The sequence below is a fragment of the Actinoplanes derwentensis genome, from assembly GCF_900104725.1.
Classification (GTDB): domain Bacteria; phylum Actinomycetota; class Actinomycetes; order Mycobacteriales; family Micromonosporaceae; genus Actinoplanes; species Actinoplanes derwentensis.
Genome location: NZ_LT629758.1, coordinates 6292198 through 6311196 on the forward strand (window position 1 = coordinate 6292198; position 18999 = coordinate 6311196).

Annotated in this window: 21 protein-coding genes; 12 read left to right on the forward strand and 9 right to left on the reverse strand. The window is 69.9% G+C overall.

Translation table 11 applies throughout. From position 1 onward, the window contains the following. The first annotated feature begins 4 nt into the window (after positions 1–4). The 3 genes from BLU81_RS27515 to BLU81_RS27525 all read left to right on the forward strand — a co-directional run bounded on the left by BLU81_RS27515 (position 5) and on the right by BLU81_RS27525 (position 2929). Positions 5–1603, forward strand: a complete 1599-nt coding sequence (locus tag BLU81_RS27515; RefSeq protein WP_092547464.1) for a SulP family inorganic anion transporter — start codon at positions 5–7, stop codon at positions 1601–1603. 14 nt (positions 1604–1617) lie between these two features. Continuing rightward, entirely contained in the window at positions 1618–1995 is a 378-nt protein-coding gene (locus BLU81_RS27520; RefSeq protein WP_092547465.1) for an AtzH-like domain-containing protein, read from the forward strand. A 136-nt stretch (positions 1996–2131) separates the two neighbouring features. Then, a complete protein-coding gene (locus tag BLU81_RS27525) occupies positions 2132–2929 on the forward strand; it encodes an SDR family oxidoreductase (RefSeq protein ID WP_172890841.1) in 798 nt (265 codons plus the stop codon). Here BLU81_RS27525 and BLU81_RS27530 read toward each other — a convergent pair. Next, positions 2926–3567: a DNA-directed RNA polymerase II gene (locus tag BLU81_RS27530; protein WP_092547473.1), complete on the reverse strand. Its 642-nt coding sequence runs from the start codon at positions 3565–3567 to the stop codon at positions 2926–2928. The two genes, BLU81_RS27525 and BLU81_RS27530, sit on opposite strands and share 4 nt — an antisense overlap. A gap of 100 nt (positions 3568–3667) precedes the next feature. Between BLU81_RS27530 and BLU81_RS27535 the strand changes: the two genes are divergently transcribed. Beyond that, on the forward strand, positions 3668–4891 hold the full coding sequence (locus BLU81_RS27535; protein WP_092547474.1) for a GNAT family N-acetyltransferase: 1224 nt from the start codon (positions 3668–3670) through the stop codon (positions 4889–4891). Positions 4892–5293: 402 nt separating this feature from the next. Beyond that, positions 5294–5602, forward strand: a complete 309-nt coding sequence (locus BLU81_RS27540; protein ID WP_373873339.1) for a hypothetical protein — start codon at positions 5294–5296, stop codon at positions 5600–5602. A gap of 164 nt (positions 5603–5766) precedes the next feature. On the opposite strand, the gene BLU81_RS27545 is transcribed toward BLU81_RS27540, so the two are convergent. The 4 genes from BLU81_RS27545 to BLU81_RS27565 all read right to left on the reverse strand — a co-directional run bounded on the left by BLU81_RS27545 (position 5767) and on the right by BLU81_RS27565 (position 9342). Continuing rightward, complete coding sequence (locus tag BLU81_RS27545; protein ID WP_092547475.1) at positions 5767–6252, reverse strand: ribose-5-phosphate isomerase; 486 nt, start codon at positions 6250–6252, stop codon at positions 5767–5769. Between the two features lie 12 nt (positions 6253–6264). Beyond that, positions 6265–7185, reverse strand: coding sequence for an alpha/beta hydrolase (locus BLU81_RS27550; RefSeq protein ID WP_092547476.1), 921 nt, complete (start codon positions 7183–7185; stop codon positions 6265–6267). Beyond that, entirely contained in the window at positions 7185–8381 is a 1197-nt protein-coding gene (locus BLU81_RS27555; protein ID WP_092547477.1) for a DUF1015 family protein, read from the reverse strand. The genes BLU81_RS27550 and BLU81_RS27555 overlap by 1 nt, the downstream gene beginning before the upstream one ends. A 328-nt stretch (positions 8382–8709) precedes the next feature. After that, positions 8710–9342, reverse strand: coding sequence for a mycothiol-dependent nitroreductase Rv2466c family protein (locus BLU81_RS27565; RefSeq protein WP_092547480.1), 633 nt, complete (start codon positions 9340–9342; stop codon positions 8710–8712). A gap of 100 nt (positions 9343–9442) precedes the next feature. On the opposite strand from BLU81_RS27565, the gene pepN reads away from it, so the two are divergent. Then, positions 9443–12001 carry an aminopeptidase N gene (gene pepN / locus BLU81_RS27570; RefSeq protein WP_092547482.1) on the forward strand — a complete coding sequence of 853 codons (2559 nt, stop codon included), beginning with the start codon at positions 9443–9445 and terminating at the stop codon, positions 11999–12001. A 119-nt stretch (positions 12002–12120) separates the two neighbouring features. Then, positions 12121–12672 (forward strand): Uma2 family endonuclease, encoded by a 552-nt coding sequence (locus BLU81_RS27575; protein ID WP_092557715.1) that lies wholly within the window; start codon positions 12121–12123, stop codon positions 12670–12672. A 3-nt stretch (positions 12673–12675) separates the two neighbouring features. On the opposite strand, the gene BLU81_RS27580 is transcribed toward BLU81_RS27575, so the two are convergent. Beyond that, complete coding sequence (locus BLU81_RS27580) at positions 12676–13071, reverse strand: DUF5130 family protein (RefSeq protein ID WP_092547483.1); 396 nt, start codon at positions 13069–13071, stop codon at positions 12676–12678. After that, complete coding sequence (locus BLU81_RS27585) at positions 13058–13270, reverse strand: hypothetical protein (RefSeq protein ID WP_231953540.1); 213 nt, start codon at positions 13268–13270, stop codon at positions 13058–13060. The genes BLU81_RS27580 and BLU81_RS27585 overlap by 14 nt, the downstream gene beginning before the upstream one ends. A gap of 261 nt (positions 13271–13531) precedes the next feature. On the opposite strand from BLU81_RS27585, the gene BLU81_RS27590 reads away from it, so the two are divergent. Together BLU81_RS27590 and BLU81_RS27595 are read left to right on the forward strand one after the other, a co-directional pair. After that, entirely contained in the window at positions 13532–14005 is a 474-nt protein-coding gene (locus BLU81_RS27590; protein ID WP_092547487.1) for a hypothetical protein, read from the forward strand. Positions 14006–14014: 9 nt separating this feature from the next. After that, entirely contained in the window at positions 14015–14815 is an 801-nt protein-coding gene (locus tag BLU81_RS27595; protein WP_092547489.1) for a class F sortase, read from the forward strand. Between the two features lie 18 nt (positions 14816–14833). On the opposite strand, the gene BLU81_RS27600 is transcribed toward BLU81_RS27595, so the two are convergent. Beyond that, on the reverse strand, positions 14834–15376 hold the full coding sequence (locus tag BLU81_RS27600; RefSeq protein ID WP_092557717.1) for an HNH endonuclease: 543 nt from the start codon (positions 15374–15376) through the stop codon (positions 14834–14836). A 190-nt stretch (positions 15377–15566) separates the two neighbouring features. On the opposite strand from BLU81_RS27600, the gene BLU81_RS27605 reads away from it, so the two are divergent. The 3 genes from BLU81_RS27605 (at position 15567) to BLU81_RS27615 (ending at position 18383) form a co-directional block, all read left to right on the forward strand. Further along, entirely contained in the window at positions 15567–16643 is a 1077-nt protein-coding gene (locus tag BLU81_RS27605; protein WP_092547491.1) for a mechanosensitive ion channel family protein, read from the forward strand. Between the two features lies 1 nt (position 16644). Next, positions 16645–17052: a globin gene (locus BLU81_RS27610; RefSeq protein WP_373873337.1), complete on the forward strand. Its 408-nt coding sequence runs from the start codon at positions 16645–16647 to the stop codon at positions 17050–17052. Between the two features lie 65 nt (positions 17053–17117). Then, a complete protein-coding gene (locus BLU81_RS27615; RefSeq protein ID WP_092547493.1) occupies positions 17118–18383 on the forward strand; it encodes a delta-60 repeat domain-containing protein in 1266 nt (421 codons plus the stop codon). A gap of 4 nt (positions 18384–18387) precedes the next feature. On the opposite strand, the gene BLU81_RS27620 is transcribed toward BLU81_RS27615, so the two are convergent. After that, on the reverse strand, positions 18388–18993 hold the full coding sequence (locus BLU81_RS27620; protein ID WP_092547494.1) for a type III secretion system chaperone family protein: 606 nt from the start codon (positions 18991–18993) through the stop codon (positions 18388–18390). Between the last annotated feature and the right edge of the window lie 6 nt (positions 18994–18999).

An 18999-nucleotide genomic window follows, 5' to 3' on the forward strand; every position in this document is an offset into this window, starting at 1 on the left:
ACAGATGACCACCGTCACAGCCGCGCCCGCGGCCAAACTCCCCTACTGGGTCCGGGGCGACACGAACGCCTTCTTCGGCTTCGGCGTCAACGTCCTGGTCAACGTGCTCACCCTGACCGGGCTCTGTCTCGGCGTGATCCAGATGCCGGCCGGTGACGTCTTCGGCGTGATCCTTCCGGCGCTGGGTGTCGCGCTGGTGGCCGGCAACGTCTACTACACCTTCCTGGCCCGGCGACTGGCCGCGCGGGAGAACCGCACCGACGTGACGGCCCTGCCGTACGGTCCGAGCGTCCCGCACATGTTCATCGTCATCTTCGTGATCATGCTGCCGATCTACCTGACCACGAAGGATCCGATGGCCGCGTGGACGGCCGGGATCGCCTGGGCGTTCATCATCGGGGTGATCGTGCTGATCGGCGCGTTCGTCGGCCCGTACATCCGGAAGTACACGCCCCGGGCGGCCCTGCTCGGCACCCTGGCCGGCATCTCGATCACCTTCATCTCGATGAACCCGGCCGGCAACATGTGGAACTACGCGTGGATCGCCCTGCCGGTCCTCGGACTGCTGCTGATCGGCCTGCTCACCGACGTGAAACTGCCGTTCAACTTCCCGATCGGCCTGGCCGCGCTGCTGGTCGGCACGGCGATCGGCTGGATCGGCGGCGCCATGTCGGTGCCGGACGTGACGGGTGCGGCGCGGGACATCGCGTTCGCGTTCCCGCACCTGGAGTTCGGCCTGCTGCTCGACGGCCTGCGGGACATGGCCCCGCTGCTGGCCACGGCGATCCCGCTAGGTGTCTACAACTTCACCGAGGCGATGACCAACGTGGAGAGCGCCGCCACCGCCGGCGACCGGTACAACCTGCGCAGTGTGCTGCTGGCCGACGGCGCGGGCGCGGTGATCGGTTCCTGCCTCGGGTCGCCGTTCCCGCCGGCGGTCTACGTGGGGCACCCGGGATGGAAGGCCGCGGGTGGCCGGACCGGGTATTCGATGGCGACCGGTGTGCTGATCGCCCTGCTCTGCTTCTTCGGTCTGTTCGGACTGCTCGGTGCGATCTTCCCGACCGCGGCGATCGTGCCGATCCTGCTCTACATCGGTCTGCTGATCGGCGCACAGGCGTTCCAGGCGACCCCACGGGCGCACGCCGCCGCGGTGGTGGCCGCGCTGATCCCGAACATCGCCGCGTGGGCGACCGGGCAGATGGACAACGCGCTGGCCGCGGCCGGGACGACGGCGGCGCAGGTCGGGACGGAGGCGCTGGCCGGGGCGGGCGTGGTCTACGACGGTCTGAAGACGCTCGGTGAGGGTGCGATCCTGGCCGGTCTGGTGCTCGGCGCGATCGTCGCGTTCATCATCGACAAACGGTTCTGGCACGCCGCGGTCTTCTCCGGCGCGGGCGCGGTGCTCACCTTCGTGGGACTGATCCACGCGGAGAAGGTCCAGTTCAACGCGGACGGCCAGGTCGCGCTCGGATACCTGTTCCTGACTCTGGTCTGCGTCGTCTTCGCTCTCGGCAGGCCCACGCCGCGGGTGCCCGGACCGGACGAGACCGAGCCGGACGAGTCCGCGCAGCCCGCCACCGAGCCGGCCGCGGCCCGATAGCGGGGAGGACATTCGTGGAAAGGGATCTTCCGGACGTGATCGCCGAGGTCAGCGAGGCGTTCGAGGCTTACGAACGGGCGCTGGTCACCGACGACGTCGACATGATCATCGGATTCTTCGCGGCCGGGGCGATCCGGTTCGGGATCGCCGACCAGCAGGCCGGCGTCGAGGAGCAGCGGCGGTGGCGGGAGACGCAGGGCGGTCTGCCGCCGGGTCGCCGTCTCAAGGACACCACGATCAGCGGGTACGGCCGGAGCACAGCCGTCGTCACCACCCTGTTCGGCTATCCCGGCAGTGCGGTGCTGGGCCGTCAGTCACAGACCTGGGTGCGGCTGCCCGAGGGCTGGCGGATCGTCCACGCGCACGTCTCCGAACCGGCCGGATCGGGTTAGCGGCGCCTGGTCGGGGAATCCGCAGGTCATAACCGTTCCCCGACCAGGAGGCGATGACGTGAAGAACCCCGTGGACCTGTACCCCAAGCCCGCACTCGACGGTGGCGATCAGCAGCCGCCGGGTCTGACGTCGGCCATGCCGGACCGGCCGGATCACGGCGAGGAGAGCTACCGGGGAAGTGGGCGGCTGACCGGGCGGCGAGCGGTGATCACCGGCGGTGACTCCGGGATCGGGCGTGCGGTGGCCATCGCGTACGCACGGGAGGGTGCCGACGTGCTGATCTCCTACCTTCCGGAGGAGGAGTCCGACGCCGCCGACACGGCTCAGTGGATCGAGAAGGCTGGCCGCAAGGTGGTCAAGGTTCCGGGTGACATCCGGGACGAGGCCCACTGCCGGGGGATCATCGACCGGGCCCGGACCGAGCTGGGCGGCATCGACATCCTGGTGAACAACGCCGCCTACCAGATGGCCCAGCCGGGTGGGATCACCGACATCACCGACGAGCAGTTCGACCGGGTCATGAAGACGAACCTGTACGCGATGTTCTGGCTGTGCCGGGCCGCCGTACCGCACCTCGAGCCGGGGGCGGCGATCATCAACACCGCGTCGATCCAGGCCTACCAGTCGTCCAGCGCCCTGCTCGACTACGCCACCACCAAGGGCGGGATCGTCGCGTTCACCAAGGCGCTCGCCGAGGACCTGGCCGGGCAGGGTGTCCGGGTCAACGCGGTGGCGCCCGGCCCGATCTGGACCCCACTGATCCCGGCCACCATGACCGAGAAGAAGGTGAAGTCCTTCGGTGGCGACACTCCGATCGGGCGCGCCGGGCAGCCCGCCGAACTGGCCTCCGCCTACGTCTACTTCGCGAGCCACGAGTCCAGTTACACCACCGGTGAGGTGCTCGGGATCACCGGTGGTAAACCGGTCAGTTAGAAACTGCTGGTCACCCAGTTGACGACCCGCATGACCCATTCGGTCTGGCGGAGGAAGGCGAACCCGACACCGGCCAGGAACACCCCGGCGACCACGTGGGCGCCGCGGGCGGTGTGCCGTCGCCGGCCCAGACGCTGCTCCAGCACGAGGCGGCCGACCAGGCGGGCCAGGGCGAACACGCCGACCGCGACCAGCAGGGTGACCACGAAGATGATGAACGAACTGACCAGGTCGCCGTCCGACGACAACGCCCAGATGCCCCAGCAGACGAAGGCGAACAGTCCCGCAGCGCTGCTCCACTCGCCGCCCAGGCGCAGGTCGCGGATCTGCGCGCTCAGGCTGCGCGGCGGCTCCCGGTGCCCGTCGTCGGGCCAGCCGGTGCCGGTCGGCTCGTGCTGACTGGTGAACTGCCCGGTGAACTGCTGAGTGCGCTGCGTGACCCGGGCCCGGCCCCTGCTGAACGGGGACTGGTCGGGCTGTTCCTGCTGCTGCGGCGCCGCGGGGCCGGGCCCCGGTGTGGTGGGCGCGGGCGATTGCGGCGCCGCGTCCGGGGCCACGTTCGTGGTCGGCTGGTCGGACCACGGGTCTTGCGGCGGCATGTCGAGCGTCCGCTCGGACCACTGCGGTTGCTCCGGCATGGTTCCCCTTTCAATGTGCGGTCGGCGACCGACGGCTCTTCGAGCGTAGCGAGCCAACAAATCGGTCGCCGCAGCACACGCAGTCCGTTACACACAAACCATGAAGGAAGAGATTCGACTCCGCCCCGGCAGTGCCGAGGACTTCCCAGCGATCTGCGATCTGCTCGGCACGGTATTCCATGAGGACTACTCCGGCGAGTTGAAGGAGCTGGAGGCGGGGATCTTCGAGGCTGACCGTTCCCTGGTCGCCGACGACGCGGGTCAGGTGGTGGGGCACACCGTCGCGTTCACCCGTGATCTGACGGTGCCCGGGGCGATCGTGCCGGCCGCCCACGTGTCCGGGGTGGGGGTGCTGCCCACTCACCGACGGCAGCGCCTGCTCACCCGGATGATGCACCGCCAGCTGCGGGAGATCGCCGACGCCGGGCGGGAGCCGCTCGCGGTTCTCTGGGCCACCGAGACCTCGATCTATCCGAGGTTCGGTTACGGGCCCGCCGCCTCCCGGCTGCACCTCAACATCATGAATCGTGAGGTACGTCTCCCCGCACCGCCCACCGAGCAGTCCGGCCGTCTGCGACTGGTCGACCCGATCGCCGATCTCGCCGACCTCACCAAGGTCTACGAGCAACTCCGGCCGGAGCGGGTCGGCTGGTCCAACCGCGACGAGCGATGGTGGAATTTCGTCCTGGCCGACCTGAAGGACCATCGGGACGGCGCCACCAAGCGGTACGCGGTGGTCCACGAAGGCCCCGACGGGCCGACCGGTTATGCGGTGTGGCGGGTCAAGCACGGCTGGACCAGCCACGGGCCCAACGGCGAAGTGTCGGTCCGTGAAGTGGCCGCCGCCGATCCGGAGACGTACCAGGCGCTCTGGCGGTTCCTGCTCGGCATCGACCTGGCCCGCAGCGTGACGTTCCGGCTCGCCGCCCTCGACGAACCCCTGCTCCACCTGGTCGACGAGCCCCGGCGTCTCGGCCCCAGCCTGGCCGACGCCCTGTTCATCCGCCTGGTCGACGTGCCCCGGGCTTTAGCGGCCCGCCGGTACGCCACGGCCGTCGACGTGGTCCTCGACGTCACCGACCCGATCCTCACGGAGAACACCGGCCGCTGGCGGCTCACCGGCGGCCCGGACGGCGCGTCCTGTGCCCGCACCGACGACCCGGCCGATCTGGCCTGTTCGGTGACCGTACTGGGGTCCGTCTACCTGGGCGCCACGTCGTTCGCCGCGCTGGCCGCCGCGGGCCGGATCCGCCAGCTGACCGGCAACGATCCGACCATCGCGTTCGGCTGGCACCGGCAGCCGACACCCACGGAGGTGTTCTGAGCCGACCGCCCCGGCGGTAACGTCGGCGGCATGGACCAGCCCGAACGCCGACGCCGCCGGGTGCGCCCCCCGTCTGGCGGCACACCCGCACCTCCGGCAGCCCCCACCGAGCCGTCGGCGGTCCCCTCCGATCCTCCGGCGGTCCCGTCCGCACTGCCGGCGGTCCCCACACCACCACCAGTGCCGGTCCCCACGCCTCCGCCGGTCCCCACACCGCCACCCACACCCACACCGCCGCCCGTCCCGACTCCCACACCGCCGCCTGTCCCAGGGCCGGTATCCGTGCCGCCCGGACCAGGGCCGGTATCCGTGCCGCCCGGACCAGGGCCGGTATCCGTGCCGGTACCCGGACCACCGTCCGTGCCGGTGCCCAAGCCGGTCCCCGGGCCTGGGCCGACAGCCCTGCCGGTACCCGGATCCGGGCCGGTACCCGGACCGCCAGCCGGCGTGGCACCCGAGCCGGAGACGCCGCGGCCGTCGCGGCCGAGTCATCCGCGCCGCACGAACGGTTCGGCAGGCGGCGACGACCGGGATTCCGAGCGGGGCCTGCGTGGCCTGGTGGGGTCGGGTTCGTCGCAGGTGAGTGTGGGTGCGGCGCTGCGGGCGCGGGACGCTTCCCGGCCGTCCGACGACGACCTGGCCGAGGCGGAGCGCAGCCTGACGATCGTGCGCCGCAACTGGCTACCCCGCGAGGAACTGCCCCGCCGCTGAACCAGCGAGAGTGCGCGGACAAGCGCGAGAGTGCGCTGGCGTTCCGGATAACAGTGCTGAGCTACGGCTGGCCGCCAGAAAAAGTGGTCTGAAGCGGCGGAAATACGACGACCGGCCGTCGGTGGACGGCCGGTCGGGAGTTGTTACGGGAGCGGTCGGAGCGGTCAGGCGGTCGGAGCGGCCTTCGGCAGTTCGGGCAGTTCGCGGTCCACCTCGTACGCGGCGAGCTGGCTGATGCGCCGGGCGTGCCGGTCGTTGCCGGAGAACGAGGTGCTGATGAACGCCTCGACGAAGGCGGTGGCCTCGTCGAGAGTGTGCTGGCGGGCGCCGATGGCGATCACGTTGCTGTCGTTGTGCTGGCGGGCCAGTTCGGCGATCTCGGTCTTCCAGACCAGTGCGGAGCGCACGCCGGGGACCTTGTTCGCGGCGATCTGCTCGCCGTTGCCGGAGCCGCCGATGACGATGCCGAGCGAGCCGGGGTCGGCGACCACCTTGGCACCGGTGTGGAAGCAGAACGCCGGGTAGTCGTCCTCGGCGTCGTAGACGTGCGGTCCGACGTCCACCACATCGTGCCCCTGCTTGGCCAGGTGGTTCACGAGGTGGTTCTTCAGCTCGAAGCCGGCGTGGTCGGAACCCAGGTAGAGACGCATGTCAGAAGTCTTTCAGAAGGTCAGGGCCGAACGCAGGGCGGACGCCACCTGATCAGCCGCGGCCCGTGCGGCGTCGATGGTGGCCAGTTTGCGGGCGAAGCCGTGGTTCACGCCCATGTAGCGGGTGTGCACCACCGGGACTCCCGCGGTGATCAGGGCGTCGGCGTAGTCGGCGCCCTCGTCACGCAGCGCGTCGTACTCGGCGGTGATCAGCAGGGTGGGTGGCATGCCGGACAGGTCGGCCACCGCGAGCGGCGCCACGTCCGGGGTGAGCCGGGTTCTCGGGTCGGGGACGAACGTCTCCCAGGCGAGTCTCATCGAGGCGCGGTCGAGGCCGTACTCCCCCACTTCGTCGTACGACTCGGCGGAGGTGAGCGGGTCGAGGGCCGGGTAGATCAGCACCTGGTAGTCGAGGGGGGTGACCGCGTCCCGCTGGCGGCGCGCGGTCACCGTGGCGAGCTGGCCGCCGGCGCTGTCCCCACCGATCGCCAGCCGGGAGGGGTCCAGACCGAGTTCGGTGCTGCCTGATTTACGCAGGTACCGCAGAACGGTCTCAGCGTCGTCCACAGCGGCCGGGAAGACGTGTTCCGGGGCGAGCCGGTAGCCGACCGAGATCACGGCGCAGCCGGAGCGTTCAGCAACCCGGCGGCAGAACCGGTCGACGGTCTCGATGCTGCCGTAACACCAGCCGCCGCCGTGCAGGTAGACGAAGACCGGGCTGCCCACTCTGGTGGCGTAGAGGCGGCAGGGCACACCGTCGGCGTCGAAGTCGGCGACCACCGGCAGCGGTAGTGCCGGGCCGGTCTCGGCCTCGTTCGATTCCTCCATCGCGGCCCGGACGCCGAGCAGGCGCTGGTACGGATCGGCGGTCAGTTCCTCCGAAGACGGCCGCCGCCTCAACTGGGCGGCGGCCGTGACCTGCGGATGGAGCATCAGTCGGTTTCGGCCAGGACCAGGCCGCCCCGGGCTTTCGGGGTGAACCAGGTGCTCTTGCGTGGCAGTTTGAGCCGTTCCAGGTTCACTTCGACGAAGTCGTCGACGGTGACCGGGGCGATCAGGATCGCCAGTTCGGCGCGGCCGGCGTCGACTTCACCGCGAAGCCACTCGACCGGGTAGTCCCCGCCGATGTAGGAGATCCGCTTGTCGCCCGGGTCGAGGCCGAGCGAGTCACGCAGCAGGATCCGCTCGACCAGGGCGTGGTCCAGGTTCTCCACGGAGCTGCCGGCCGGGTCGGACGGGAGCCCGATCGCGAACGTGCGGCCCCCGGCGTACACCTCGATGGTGCCCTTGGGGGGCAGTTGCGCGGCGCGCGGCAGCTCGGTGACCGTCGCACCGGCCGCGCGGAGTCGCTCCAGAAGCTCGTCGAGCGATGCCGGAAGCTCGCTGACCAGCCGGTTGTAGGGCTGGATGAAGACCGAGGCGGGGGTGGTGACGACGGCCAGGAAGCGCTTCAGGTCACCGGTCTGGGCGGCCAGGCTGCGGTGGTTGCCGTCGGCGACCACCAGTTCGCCGCCACCGGCCAGGGCCAGCAGCCTCTCCTGCTGGTCGCCGGGGCCGACGGGCCAGATCGCGTGGGTACGCCCGGAGCCGTCCACGTCGGTGGCGGCCGGCTCACCCGCCGCGTCGATCGCCTCGGCCAGCGCCGCGTGCAACTCCTCGCCCCGGCCGGTCTGCAGCAGCAGGACCGGGGAGAGCAGGGTGCCGACCGCTTCGGCGAGCGCGACCCGCTCGCGGACCTTGCTGATGAAGACGTCCTCGTTGCGGATGACGAGGCCGGGTTCGTCGGCGCTGGTGGAGATCTGCCCGGTCTCGACCGCGCTCCACAGCCCGTAGGCGGGTGCCTCACCCGGTGCGGATATCCGGTAGAGCACCACGACGTGCTCGGCCTGCCGGTACTTCTCCTCGGCCTGATCGCGCTGCAGGCGGACGACGGCGTCCGGCAGGGATTCGAGGAAGGACTTCCCGAGCGACTCGGGCGCGAGGTGCGGCATCTCCACGGCCAGCGCGCTGTGCGGGTTGGCTTTGATGATGTCGGTGATTTCGGCGTCGTCGGCGAACTCGTCGTAGTTCTGGGCCCCGGTACCTCCGTTGGTGATCCAGGCCCGGCTGATCGGGTGCACGACCGTCATGGCAGGCAACTTACCCGGCGTGCGTCAGGTGCCTGGCACCCGGCATGTTCCCTCGTGACCTGCCCAACTGGGCCGTGCGGTACGGGTTCACCGGTCGTTCGGCGGGTCGTGCGGTGACGGTCACCGGAGGAGCGAGCATAATCGCCACGTCAGGGGGCAAATCTGCCCAGACGCCACGCTGAACGCTGATACTCGATCCGACCGATTCGTTTTCCGGCATTACCCGCCTCCGTGCTGGGTGAGGTGTATGTCACCCCATCCAACGACGGATGCGAGGCCGAGCATCGGTTTTTCCGATGACCGCCACCGAATGGCAACCTGAACGGTTTCAGTCGAAGATCGGGCCCAGGTCGCGACTGCGCTTGAGCTCGTAGAAGCCGGGGGTGGCGGCGACGAGCACGACGCCGTCCCACAGTTTGCCGGCCGCCTCGCCCTTGGGAGCGGGGGTGACGACCGGGCCGAAGAAGGCGACGGTCTCGCCCGGGTTCGGGCCCGGCGCGTGGATGACCGGGGTGCCGACGTCGGTGCCGACCGGTTTCATGCCGGCGTTGTGGCTGGCCCGCAGAGCTTCGTCACGGGAGTCGGTGCCGGCTGCTTCGGCCAGGGCCGGGTCGAGACCGACCTCGGACAGGGCCTCGGCGTACAGCTTGGGGTCCTCGATGTCGTATTTCTGCAGGTGGATACGGGTACCGAGAGCGGTGTAGAGGTCGCGCAGGACCTCCGGGCCGGCGGTCTGGGCGGCGGCGATGCAGACCCGCACCGGGCCCCAGCCCTTGGCGAGCATTTCTTTGTAGTTGTCGGGAAGTTCGTCCCGGCCCTCGTTCAGGACCGAGAGACTCATGACGTTGAAACGGACGTCCAGCGGGCGGACCTTCTCCACCTCCAGCAACCAGCGGGAGGTCATCCAAGCCCACGGGCACAGTGGGTCGAACCACATGTCGACGGTGGCACGTTGAGTCATTCTTCGATGATCCCCCTTTCCAGCGACCGGTCGGGGTGAGTTACGTCGCCGTGTCCGCATAGGCTTCGGGAAAACGCAGTCAGCTCGAAGGAGAGTGCACGTGGCCGGTGTTCACAACCTGACCCAGGTGGAGGCCGCGGAGCGTGGTCGATTGCTCGAGGTGACCGGGTACGACATCACCCTCGATCTGACCGACGGGCACGGTAATCCCGGTTCCGACACGTTCCGGTCCACCACAGTGATCAGCTTCCGATGTTCCGAGCCGGGAGCGTCGACGTTCGTCGAGGCCGCCGCCGCGAAGATCCACTCCGCGACGCTGAACGGAAGCCCGCTGGACCTCAGTGGCTGGTCGCCCGAGGACGGTCTGCAGCTGTCCGGGCTCGCCGCCGAGAACACCCTGGAGGTGTCCGGCGACTTCAAGTACTCCGCCAGCGGCCAGGGGCTCCAGCGCAGCCTCGACCCGGTGGATTCCGAGATCTACCTCTACAGCCAGTTCGAGACGGCGGACGCGCAGCGCGCCTACGTGTGTTTCGACCAGCCCGACCTGAAGAGCGTGTTCACCTGGCACGCCACGGTTCCGGGGCACTGGAAGGTCGTCTCGAACATGCCGGTGGACTCCGAGGAGGAGGCCGGTTCCGGCGCCAAGACGGTCCACTTCACCGTCTCGGCACGGATGAGCACGTACATCACGGCGATCTGTGCCGGGCCGTACCACGAGGTCCGTGACTCGCACGACGGCATCGAGCTGGGTGTCTTCTGCCGCGCGTCGATGGCCCGTCACCTGGACGCCGACGACCTGTTCCTGATCACCAAGCAGGGCTTCGACTTCTTCCACGAGAAGTTCGGGGTCCGGTACCCGCTGCCGAAGTACGACCAGCTGTGGGTGCCGGACTTCAACGCCGGCGCGATGGAGAACTTCGGCTGTGTGACGCACGCCGAGGCGCATTACATCTTCCGCTCGCAGGTCACCGACTTCGAGTACGAGCAGCGCGCCAACACGATCCTGCACGAGCTCGCGCACATGTGGTTCGGTGACCTGGTCACCATGCGCTGGTGGAACGACCTGTGGCTGAACGAGTCGTTCGCCGAGTGGGCCAGTCACTGGTGCAACACCGAGGCGACCCGGTTCCGGGACGCCTGGTCGACGTTCCTGTCGATCCGCAAGGCCTGGGGTTACCGCCAGGACCAGCTCTCCTCCACCCACCCGGTGTACTGCGAGATGCCGGACCTGGAGGCGGTCGAGGTCAACTTCGACGGCATCACGTACGCCAAGGGCGCCAGCGTGATCAAGCAGCTGGTCGCGTACGTGGGGCTGGACCCGTTCCTCACCGGCCTGCGGGCGTACTTCGCCAAGCACGCGTGGGGCAACGCCACCTTCGACGACCTGCTCACCGAGCTGGAGACGGCGTCCGGCCGGGAACTGCGCAAGTTCGCCGCGCAGTGGCTGGAGACGTCGCAGGTCAACACGCTGCAGGCGGTCGTGGAGATCGACAGCGCCGGGAACTACTCGAGCGTGGTCGTGCAGCAGGAGGCACCGGCGGACTATCCGACGCTGCGGACCCACCGGATCGCGATCGGCCTGTACGACCTCGACGGCGACCGCCTCGTGCGGCGTGAGCTGATCGAGGCGGACGTGGCCGGGGAACGTACCGAGCTGGCCGTCCTGTCCGGGGTCAAGGCTCCGGATCTGCTGCTGCTCAACGACGACGACCTGACGTACGCGAAGCTGCGGCTGGACGAGCGGTCGCTGGGCACGCTGGTGCGGCACATCGGTAAGTTCGAGTCGTCGCTGCCGCGGGCGCTGTCCTGGGCGGCGGCGTGGGACATGCTGCGGGACGCCGAGATGGCGGCCCGGGACTACGTGGCCCTGGTCTGCGCCGGTCTGCCCGCCGAGACCGACATCAACCTGGCCACCGCCACGCTGAGGCAGGCCGGCACGGCGCTGGCCAGCTTCGCCGACCCCCAGTGGGCGCCGGAGGGCTGGGCGCAGCTCGGCGCCCTGGCCGGGAGCCGGCTGGCGGTCGCTGAACCGGGCAGCGGGTGGCAGCTCACCTGGGCGCGGGCGTTCATCACCGCGGCCCGGACACCGGAGCAGGCGGCCACTCTGCGGGGCTGGCTGACCGGCGAGACCCGGCCGGCGGGTCTGGTCGTCGACACCGAGTTGCGCTGGTCGCTGTTGCAGGCACTGGCCGCGCTCGGCGCCGCCGTCGAGTCCGAGATCGACGACGAGCTGGCCGCCGACAAGACGGCCAGCGGCGAGCGGGAGGCCGCCATCGCCCGGGCGCTGTTGCCGACGGCGGAGAACAAGGCGCGGGTGTGGGCGGATCTGACCGGTCCGCAGGCCCTGCCGAACTCGCTGAACCGGTCGCTGCTGATCGGGTTCCAGAGCACCCGTCAGGTGGCGCTGACCGCGCCGTACGCCGCGAAGTTCTTCGAGGTCGTGGCGGACGTGTGGGCCCGGTCGGACAGTGAGCCGGCGCAGGAGTTCGCCACCATGGCGTACCCGATCTTCCAGATCAGTGAGGAGACGGTGGCGCTCACCGACGCCTGGCTGGCCCGCGACGGTAACCCCGCGTCGCTGCGGCGGCTGGTCGCCGAGGGCCGGGACGGCGTGCTCCGGGCGTTGAAGGCACGGGCGAAGGACAAGTCCGCGAGCTGACCGATAGTGATCGAAGGCCCGTCCCGCGGTGCGCGGGGCGGGCCTTTCACATGGTGTGGATAACCCTCTTCAAGGCCACTCCGGGTCAGTACGCTGGCGGCGGAGGTGGCCTCGTGACGATGCTGAGTCAGGGTTCCCCGGTCCGCTGGAGTGCGCCGGAGGGCCGTTGGACCCGGCCCGACCTGCACCTGTTCCCTCCGGACGGTCATCGGTACGAGATCGTCGACGGCAGCCTGCACGTCACCCCGCCACCCGGGCCGCAGCACGACGCCCTGGTCGAGGCAGTGGTCGCCACCCTGCGGGCCGCGGCGCCGCCGGAGTGGTGGGTGTGCAGCCGGCTCGGAGTCGCGCTGGAGACGAGCAGTCTGGTGCCGGACGTGACCGTGTTACGGCCGCGCTCGTCCGGGTCGATCTGGGCGGATCCGCGCGACGTGGCACTGATCGTCGAGGTGGAGTCCGGCGAGACCCGGCGGTACGACCGGTTGCTCAAACCGGCCGTTTACGCGGCCGAGGGCATCCCCGGTTACTGGCGGGTGGAGTCCGGGCCGGTCCTGCGGGTTTTCACGCTGGAGGACGGCGCCTATCTCCCGGGCCGCGACGTCGGGGCCGGGGAGCAGGCCGAGCTGGGTGTTCCGTACCCGGTCCGGGTGAATCCCGCCGTCTGGCGGTAGGACTCAGTGCCGGCCCGCGTGCGTGGCGAGCTGGTCGATCCCGATCATCAGGCCACCGGCCAGGTCACCGCCGGCGAAGGAGGCGGCCATCGACAGGCCGGCCAGTTTCGCGTCCCGGTCGGTGATCCGTTTCCGGGCCTCGGAACCGGTGATGATCTCCAGTTTGCGCTGGTCCGGCGAGACGGCCATCAGCACTGAGCGCTCCGGCTGGCGAGTCTGCGCGTGCAGTTTCTCGGCGGACTCGCGCAGCGGCTCCTCGAGCGGGCCGAGGTAGATGCTGAACTGCAGCCCGGTCGCCTGGTCGGCGATCCGGAGTGCCTCGTCGAGGCGGAGCAGCTGACGGGTCGTGAACGGGCCCTCGGCGGACTGCTCGAGAGGGGTCACCTCACCAACTGTCACTTGCGCCTCCTGTGGAACCGGGGCGGACGGGTGAGCCGGAGCTGTCCTCGATGATCAGCCCGGAGTGGCCGCCCCCTGCCGGGGTGACCTGCTGCGGCGTTGCGGTGAACCACATCGCCGGGAAGTCGAAGGGCCGGCCCGGGCGGTAACGCCGGGACGGCTTGGACCGGTCGGAGCCGGCGAACACGAATGTCGCCACGGTTCCGATGATCGCGGCCGGAATGATCAAAAAGACCAGAAAGGTGCTGATTACTGACAACTGAACGCCCCCAGGCGCACGGTGACCCTACTTATTCCGAACATCAATCACCGTAGCGGAGCGCCTGTCGTCCCGGACCGTCGGGTCTCGAACCGGGGTCTCACGCCGTCGGGATCTACGCGGATTGTGCGTGTGGGTGCGAAAATCACCCTCACGCGCCGTCCGCGTACTTTCCGTCGCGAACGGCAGAAGGGGGAACCCATGCGCATGTTCGTCCCGGCCGTCCTCGCGGGCCTGTTCGCCGCCCTTTCGGGCGTTTCTCCGGCCTCGGCCGCGGCCGTCTTCGTCGAGATCAACCCCAGCACGGTCCGGGCCGGCGACGAGATCGCGCTGCGCGCGTCGTGCGACGACAACCTCAAGGCGGGCACGGTGACGGGCGATCCGATCGGCACGGTCACCGTCGCCCCCGAGTTCGGGTTCCTGACCGCGACGGTACGAATACCGCCCGGCACCGACGCCGGCGACTATCCGGTCGTCCTGCGGTGCCCGGACGGTGACACCGCCAAGGGCACCCTGCACGTGGTGGCGAAGGTCGAACCGAGCCGTGGCCCGGCCACCGGCGGCGGCGGGACCGCACCGGGCGCCGCCGGTCCGCTGCTGATCAGTGGCGGTCTGGCCGCCGTCCTGGCCGGGCTGGTGCTCGGTGCCGTGTCGTTGCGCCGGCGAACCGGCTGAGGGGGCGGCATGACCGGAACAGGGAAGAACCCGCGGGTGCCGGAGGCGGTCGCGCAGAAACGTCCCGCCCAGGTGATCGTGGCACCGCCGCCGGGGCTGATCACCGGGCCGCTGCCGACACCCCGGTCGTTGCCGGGCCGGCCGTCGTTCCGGATCCCGCTGCCCCGGCGGGCGCCGAAACCCCAGCCGGTCCGGGGCAAGCGCGGCGGCGTCGTCGGGATCATCGCGTTCGTGCTGGTCTTCCTGGGCCTGTTCGCGTTCAGTCTGGGACTCGGTTTCGCGACCGGCTTCGACCTCGGCGGCCTGTTCAGCGGGCCGGACAAGCCGCCGCCGCGGGCGTTCCCGGTGCTCGACCCGAGCCGGCCACAGCGGCTGGAGATCCCGGCGATCCGGGTGTCCGCGCCGATCCTGGACGTCGGCCTGGCCGGGGACGGGTCGGTGGACGTGCCACCGCTGAAACGGCACAACGAGGCCGGCTGGTTCGACGGCGGGCCGACTCCGGGTCAGTTCGGGCCGGCGCTGATCGTGGGCCACGCGGACACCCGGACCGGGCCGTCGGTCTTCCACCGGCTCGGCGAACTGAGACCCGGCCAGGAGATCAAGGTCGCCCGGGAGGACGGGACGCTGGCGGTCTTCGAGGTCAACTCGGTGGAGACGTTCGACAAGAGCCGGCTGCCGGCCCAACGGGTCTACGGTGACTACACGCGGCCGTCGCTGCGGCTGATGACGTGCGGCGGGAAGTGGCTGGGCGGCGACGAGGGTTACGAGGACAACATCGTCGTCTTCGCCTCGCTGGTCTCCTCGGTCTGAACCTCGGTCCCAGGTGAGTCAGGCGGCCTCCACCGCGACGGCGGACGGCAGGTCCAGCCAGTCCATCCACCGGGGGTCGGGGGTGCGGTGGCCGAGGACCCGCCAGGCCACACCACGCGGGGCGGCCGGCGCGGCGTGCAGCCGCCAGCCGAGCTCGGCCGGGGTCTTGTCACCCTTGCTGTGGTTGCACCTGGCGCAAGCGGCCACCACGTTGTCCCAGGCGTGCAGGCCGCCGCGGCTTTTCGGGAAGACGTGGTCGATGGTCTCGGCGGAGCCGCGGCAGTAGGCGCAGCGGCCGCCGTCACGGGCGAAGATGGCCCGGCGGGAAAGACCGACGTGTGTGCGGTAGGGCACCTTCACATACCGCGTGAGACGAACCACAGAGGGGATCGGGAGGTCTTGGTGGGCACTGTGCAGAATGCCGTCCCCGTCGGAGACACACTCCGCCTTGGCGGTCAGGACGAGGATGGTCGCCCGGCGCACCGACACGACGCACAGCGGCTCGTAGGTAGCGTTCAGGACTAACGCGGAAGAGCCAACCGTGGGTCGTATGTCAGGCATCGCGATCACCCTTCCGGTGTCTGTTGCTTCTTACCGCTCCCGTAGCCCATGCGTGTGTGATGTGGGCCTCCTCGAAGAAGTCCCGTGAGCCAATAGTCCCTGATGAATGACCCGATTGCCAGCACAATCTGTGGCCGGGTGGTAAACGTCTGAGGTCTTCACCCAGCTCGAACCGGTAGCTTCTGTTCCCGTGTTCCTAGCCGCCGCCGCCACACCGACTCCGTCCACCTCTGTCGAGGTCTATCAGACGCCGGACTGCGTAAACGACTCCCTCTGCACGCAGCTGTTCCAGTGGACGGGCAGCCAGTGGTTCGCCACCAGCAGTTACGTCATCGTGATCAAGCCGCTGCGGATAGTCGCGATCATCGTGATCGCGATGCTGCTCCGCTGGCTGGTGCACCGGGCCATCTCCCGGCTGGCGACGACCAGTTCCCGGGCCTCGATGCCGGCACTGCTGAAGCCGCTGAAGGAGAAGGTGACGGTCACCGCCGAGGAGGGGACGTTCATCCCCGAGCGGCGGCGCCAGCGGGCCGAGGCGATCGCGTCGGTGCTGCGCAGCTTCGTCAGCGCGGTGATCTTCACGATGGCCGCGCTACTGGTGATGGGTGAGCTGGGCTTCAACCTGGCCCCGCTGCTGGCCAGCGCCGGCATCGTCGGTGTGGCCCTCGGTTTCGGCGCGCAGAGCCTGGTCAAGGACCTGATCGCGGGCCTGTTCATGCTGCTGGAGGACCAGTACGGGGTCGGCGACACGGTCGACCTGGGCGAGGCCACCGGTGTGGTGGAGAGTGTCGGCCTGCGGATCACCACGGTCCGCGACGCCCGCGGTGTGCTGTGGTACATCCGCAACGGTGAGATCGTCCGGGTCGGCAACAAGAGCCAGGGCTGGGCCATGGTGGTGGTGGACATCCCGATCGGCTTCGTCAGCTCGGAGGAGGCGATCGCGGTGCTGAAGCGCGCGGCCGAGGTCGTCGCCCACGACCCGGACCACGAGTCGGGTTTCCTGGAGCCGCCGGACGTGCTCGGCGTGGAACAGCTCACCGTCGAGGGCGCGGTGATCCGGACCATCGCCAAGACCACCGCCGACAGTCAGGTCTCCATCCAGCGTGACCTGCGCCGGGCGCTGACCGAGTCGCTGGAGACCTCCGGTCTGTCCGAGCGGATCGCGGCGTCCCGGATGGCGCCGCGCAGCGCGGTGCCGCCGGCCTGGATGGGTGGCCCGGAGGTCACCCCGCCGCCGGCCGACGAGCAGTCGAGCGGCAAGGCATAAAGTGGGACCGGTGACGGCACCCTCCTTCTACGACGCGGTGGGCGGCGAGCCCACCTTCCGGCGCCTCGTCGACAAGTTCTACGAGGGCGTGGCGGAGGACCCACTGCTGCGGCCGATGTATCCCGAGGAGGATCTGGGCCCGGCCGCCGACCGGCTCACCCTCTTCCTGATGCAGTACTGGGGCGGCCCGTCGACGTATTCCGACAACCGCGGCCATCCACGGCTGCGGATGCGGCACGCGCCGTTCGTGGTCGACGTGCCCGCACGGGACGCCTGGCTGCTGCACATGCGGGTGGCGGTCGACTCGCTCGGTCTGCCGGAGCAGCAGCGGACGACTCTCTGGGATTATCTGGAGCGTGCGGCGTTCTTCATGGTGAACCGGATGGACCCGGCGGAGCCCACGCTGTAACAGTGTCGGCCCGGCTGGTGGCTCGTTGATCGGATTGTCACTCACGATCTCCGGGGAGCCTCCGTATGCACCGTCGTCTGCTCGCTGTCGCCGCCGTCGCGGCCTTAGCCGTTCCGGCGCTGGCCGTGACACCGGCGGCGGCTGACATCTCGCACCCGACGGTGGTCTCCGCCGATCCGGTGGACTGGACACCGCACGTGCTCGACGGCACGGTGTGGTCGCTGGCGCTGGTCGGCGACACCGTCGTGGTGGGCGGGGCCTTCACCAAGGTCGCCGACAGCACCCGGCGGACGACGTACGCCCGCAAGAACATCTTCGCCTTCGGTCTGCAGGACGGCCGGATCCGGACGTTCGCCCCGGAGGTGGACGGCGCGGTCTACGCGCTGGCGCCCGGGCCGGACCACTCGATCTACATGGGCGGCGCGTTCAAGACCGTCAACGGCAACGATCAGCGCGGGCTGACCCGGGTGTCGCTGCTGGACGGCGGCCGGTACCCGGGGTTCGCCGCCAAGGTCAACTGGGGTGACGTGCGGGCCCTGGTCAGCCGGGGCGAGAAGGTCTACGCCGGCGGCACCTTCTCGGCGATCAGCGGGGTGCAGCGGGTCGGGCTGGCCCGTCTCGACGCCTACACCGGCGCGGTGGACCCGGCGTTCGACGCCCGGCTCGCCGGACCGGGCCTCAAACGGACCCGGGTCGAGCACTTCGACGTCTCCCCCGACGGGCGGAAACTGATCGCCGTCGGCGCCTTCCTGAAGTCCGGGGGCGCGGACCGCACCCAGATCGCGCTCTTCGACACCAGCGGCCCGAGGGCGGTGCTGAGCAACTGGTACACCGACGCCTTCAAGCCGACCTGCATGAAGGGCTTCGACACCTACCTGCGCCAGGTGAAGTTCTCCCCGGACGGCTCCTACATCGTGGTGGCGGCGACCGGGCGGGCCTCGTCGGCGCAGAAGCTGTGCGACGCGGCGGCCCGGTTCGAGACCCGCGGTAGCGGGGCGCAGGAACCGACGTGGGTGCAGCGGACCGGCGGGGACTCCCTGTACGCGGTGGCGATCACCGGGCCGGCCGTCTACCTCGGCGGGCACCAGCGGTGGTTCGACAACCCGTACGGTACCGACGGCAACGGCCCCGGCCCGGGTGCGGTCTCCCGGCCCGGTATCGGCGCGGTGAACCCGAACACCGGCAAGGCCCTGGAGTGGAACCCGACCCGGTCCCGCGGTGTCGGTGTCCGCACCTTCCTGACCACCGCGAACGGCCTGCTCGTCGGCTCCGACACCGACCAGTTGGGCCGCGAGTTCCACGGCCGCCTCGGGATGTTCCCGCTGCGGTAGAGCGTCAGAGCAGGGCCCCTTCGTCGTGGAGCCAGTCCACGAACGAGGTCGCGACGGCCGCACCGCAGTCGAGCAGTTCGACGAGGAGGGTGTCGTGGACGCCGGCGGCGAGGGGGACCTGCAGTTCGGCGTAGATCGGGAGCTGGCCCCGCTCGGTGGGGTCACCCACGTAGGCCTTGCAGAAACGTCGCGTGTGGTTCCACTCATTGACCACCCGGTACGCCCGGTCCGCCCAGTCCGGCGGGACCGTCGCGTGTGGCCGGGCCCGCATCACCAGGATCTCGTCGTCCGGCCCTTCCAGGGTGAACAGCACCGCGTGCCGTTCCCACATGGCCAGGAGGCTGCCGCCGCCGTCGGCCAGGAACCGGATGTCGAGCAGGTCGAGTGCCTTACCGACACGTGCGAGTTGCACCGGCAGGACCAGATCGGACGATCCGGTCGTGGACAGTTCGGATGGAACGCCGGGCGACGCGACCCCGGAGCGACTCGGCTCGCGCTGAGCCGGGACTCCGACACGGACAGTGCCGGTGCTCTGCAACGCCACCTCACCTCCGGTGTCCGTCTGCTCGTTGCCCTCAGCGGATCCCGGGCGCCATGACCACCACGGCATCGTGTG

What these genes read in the sequence shown, in the direction of transcription:
- BLU81_RS27515 (WP_092547464.1), top strand. Translation starts at nt 5, where the DNA reads ATGACCACCGTCACAGCCGCGCCCGCGGCCAAACTCCCCTACTGGGTC.
- BLU81_RS27525 (WP_172890841.1), top strand. Translation starts at nt 2,132, where the DNA reads ATGCCGGACCGGCCGGATCACGGCGAGGAGAGCTACCGGGGAAGTGGG.
- BLU81_RS27530 (WP_092547473.1), bottom strand. Translation starts at nt 3,567, where the DNA reads ATGCCGGAGCAACCGCAGTGGTCCGAGCGGACGCTCGACATGCCGCCG.
- BLU81_RS27535 (WP_092547474.1), top strand. Translation starts at nt 3,668, where the DNA reads ATGAAGGAAGAGATTCGACTCCGCCCCGGCAGTGCCGAGGACTTCCCA.
- BLU81_RS27545 (WP_092547475.1), bottom strand. Translation starts at nt 6,252, where the DNA reads ATGCGTCTCTACCTGGGTTCCGACCACGCCGGCTTCGAGCTGAAGAAC.
- BLU81_RS27550 (WP_092547476.1), bottom strand. Translation starts at nt 7,185, where the DNA reads ATGCTCCATCCGCAGGTCACGGCCGCCGCCCAGTTGAGGCGGCGGCCG.
- BLU81_RS27555 (WP_092547477.1), bottom strand. Translation starts at nt 8,381, where the DNA reads ATGACGGTCGTGCACCCGATCAGCCGGGCCTGGATCACCAACGGAGGT.
- BLU81_RS27565 (WP_092547480.1), bottom strand. Translation starts at nt 9,342, where the DNA reads ATGACTCAACGTGCCACCGTCGACATGTGGTTCGACCCACTGTGCCCG.
- BLU81_RS27575 (WP_092557715.1), top strand. Translation starts at nt 12,121, where the DNA reads ATGCTGAGTCAGGGTTCCCCGGTCCGCTGGAGTGCGCCGGAGGGCCGT.
- BLU81_RS27590 (WP_092547487.1), top strand. Translation starts at nt 13,532, where the DNA reads ATGCGCATGTTCGTCCCGGCCGTCCTCGCGGGCCTGTTCGCCGCCCTT.
- BLU81_RS27595 (WP_092547489.1), top strand. Translation starts at nt 14,015, where the DNA reads ATGACCGGAACAGGGAAGAACCCGCGGGTGCCGGAGGCGGTCGCGCAG.
- BLU81_RS27600 (WP_092557717.1), bottom strand. Translation starts at nt 15,376, where the DNA reads ATGCCTGACATACGACCCACGGTTGGCTCTTCCGCGTTAGTCCTGAAC.
- BLU81_RS27615 (WP_092547493.1), top strand. Translation starts at nt 17,118, where the DNA reads ATGCACCGTCGTCTGCTCGCTGTCGCCGCCGTCGCGGCCTTAGCCGTT.
- BLU81_RS27620 (WP_092547494.1), bottom strand. Translation starts at nt 18,993, where the DNA reads ATGCCGTGGTGGTCATGGCGCCCGGGATCCGCTGAGGGCAACGAGCAG.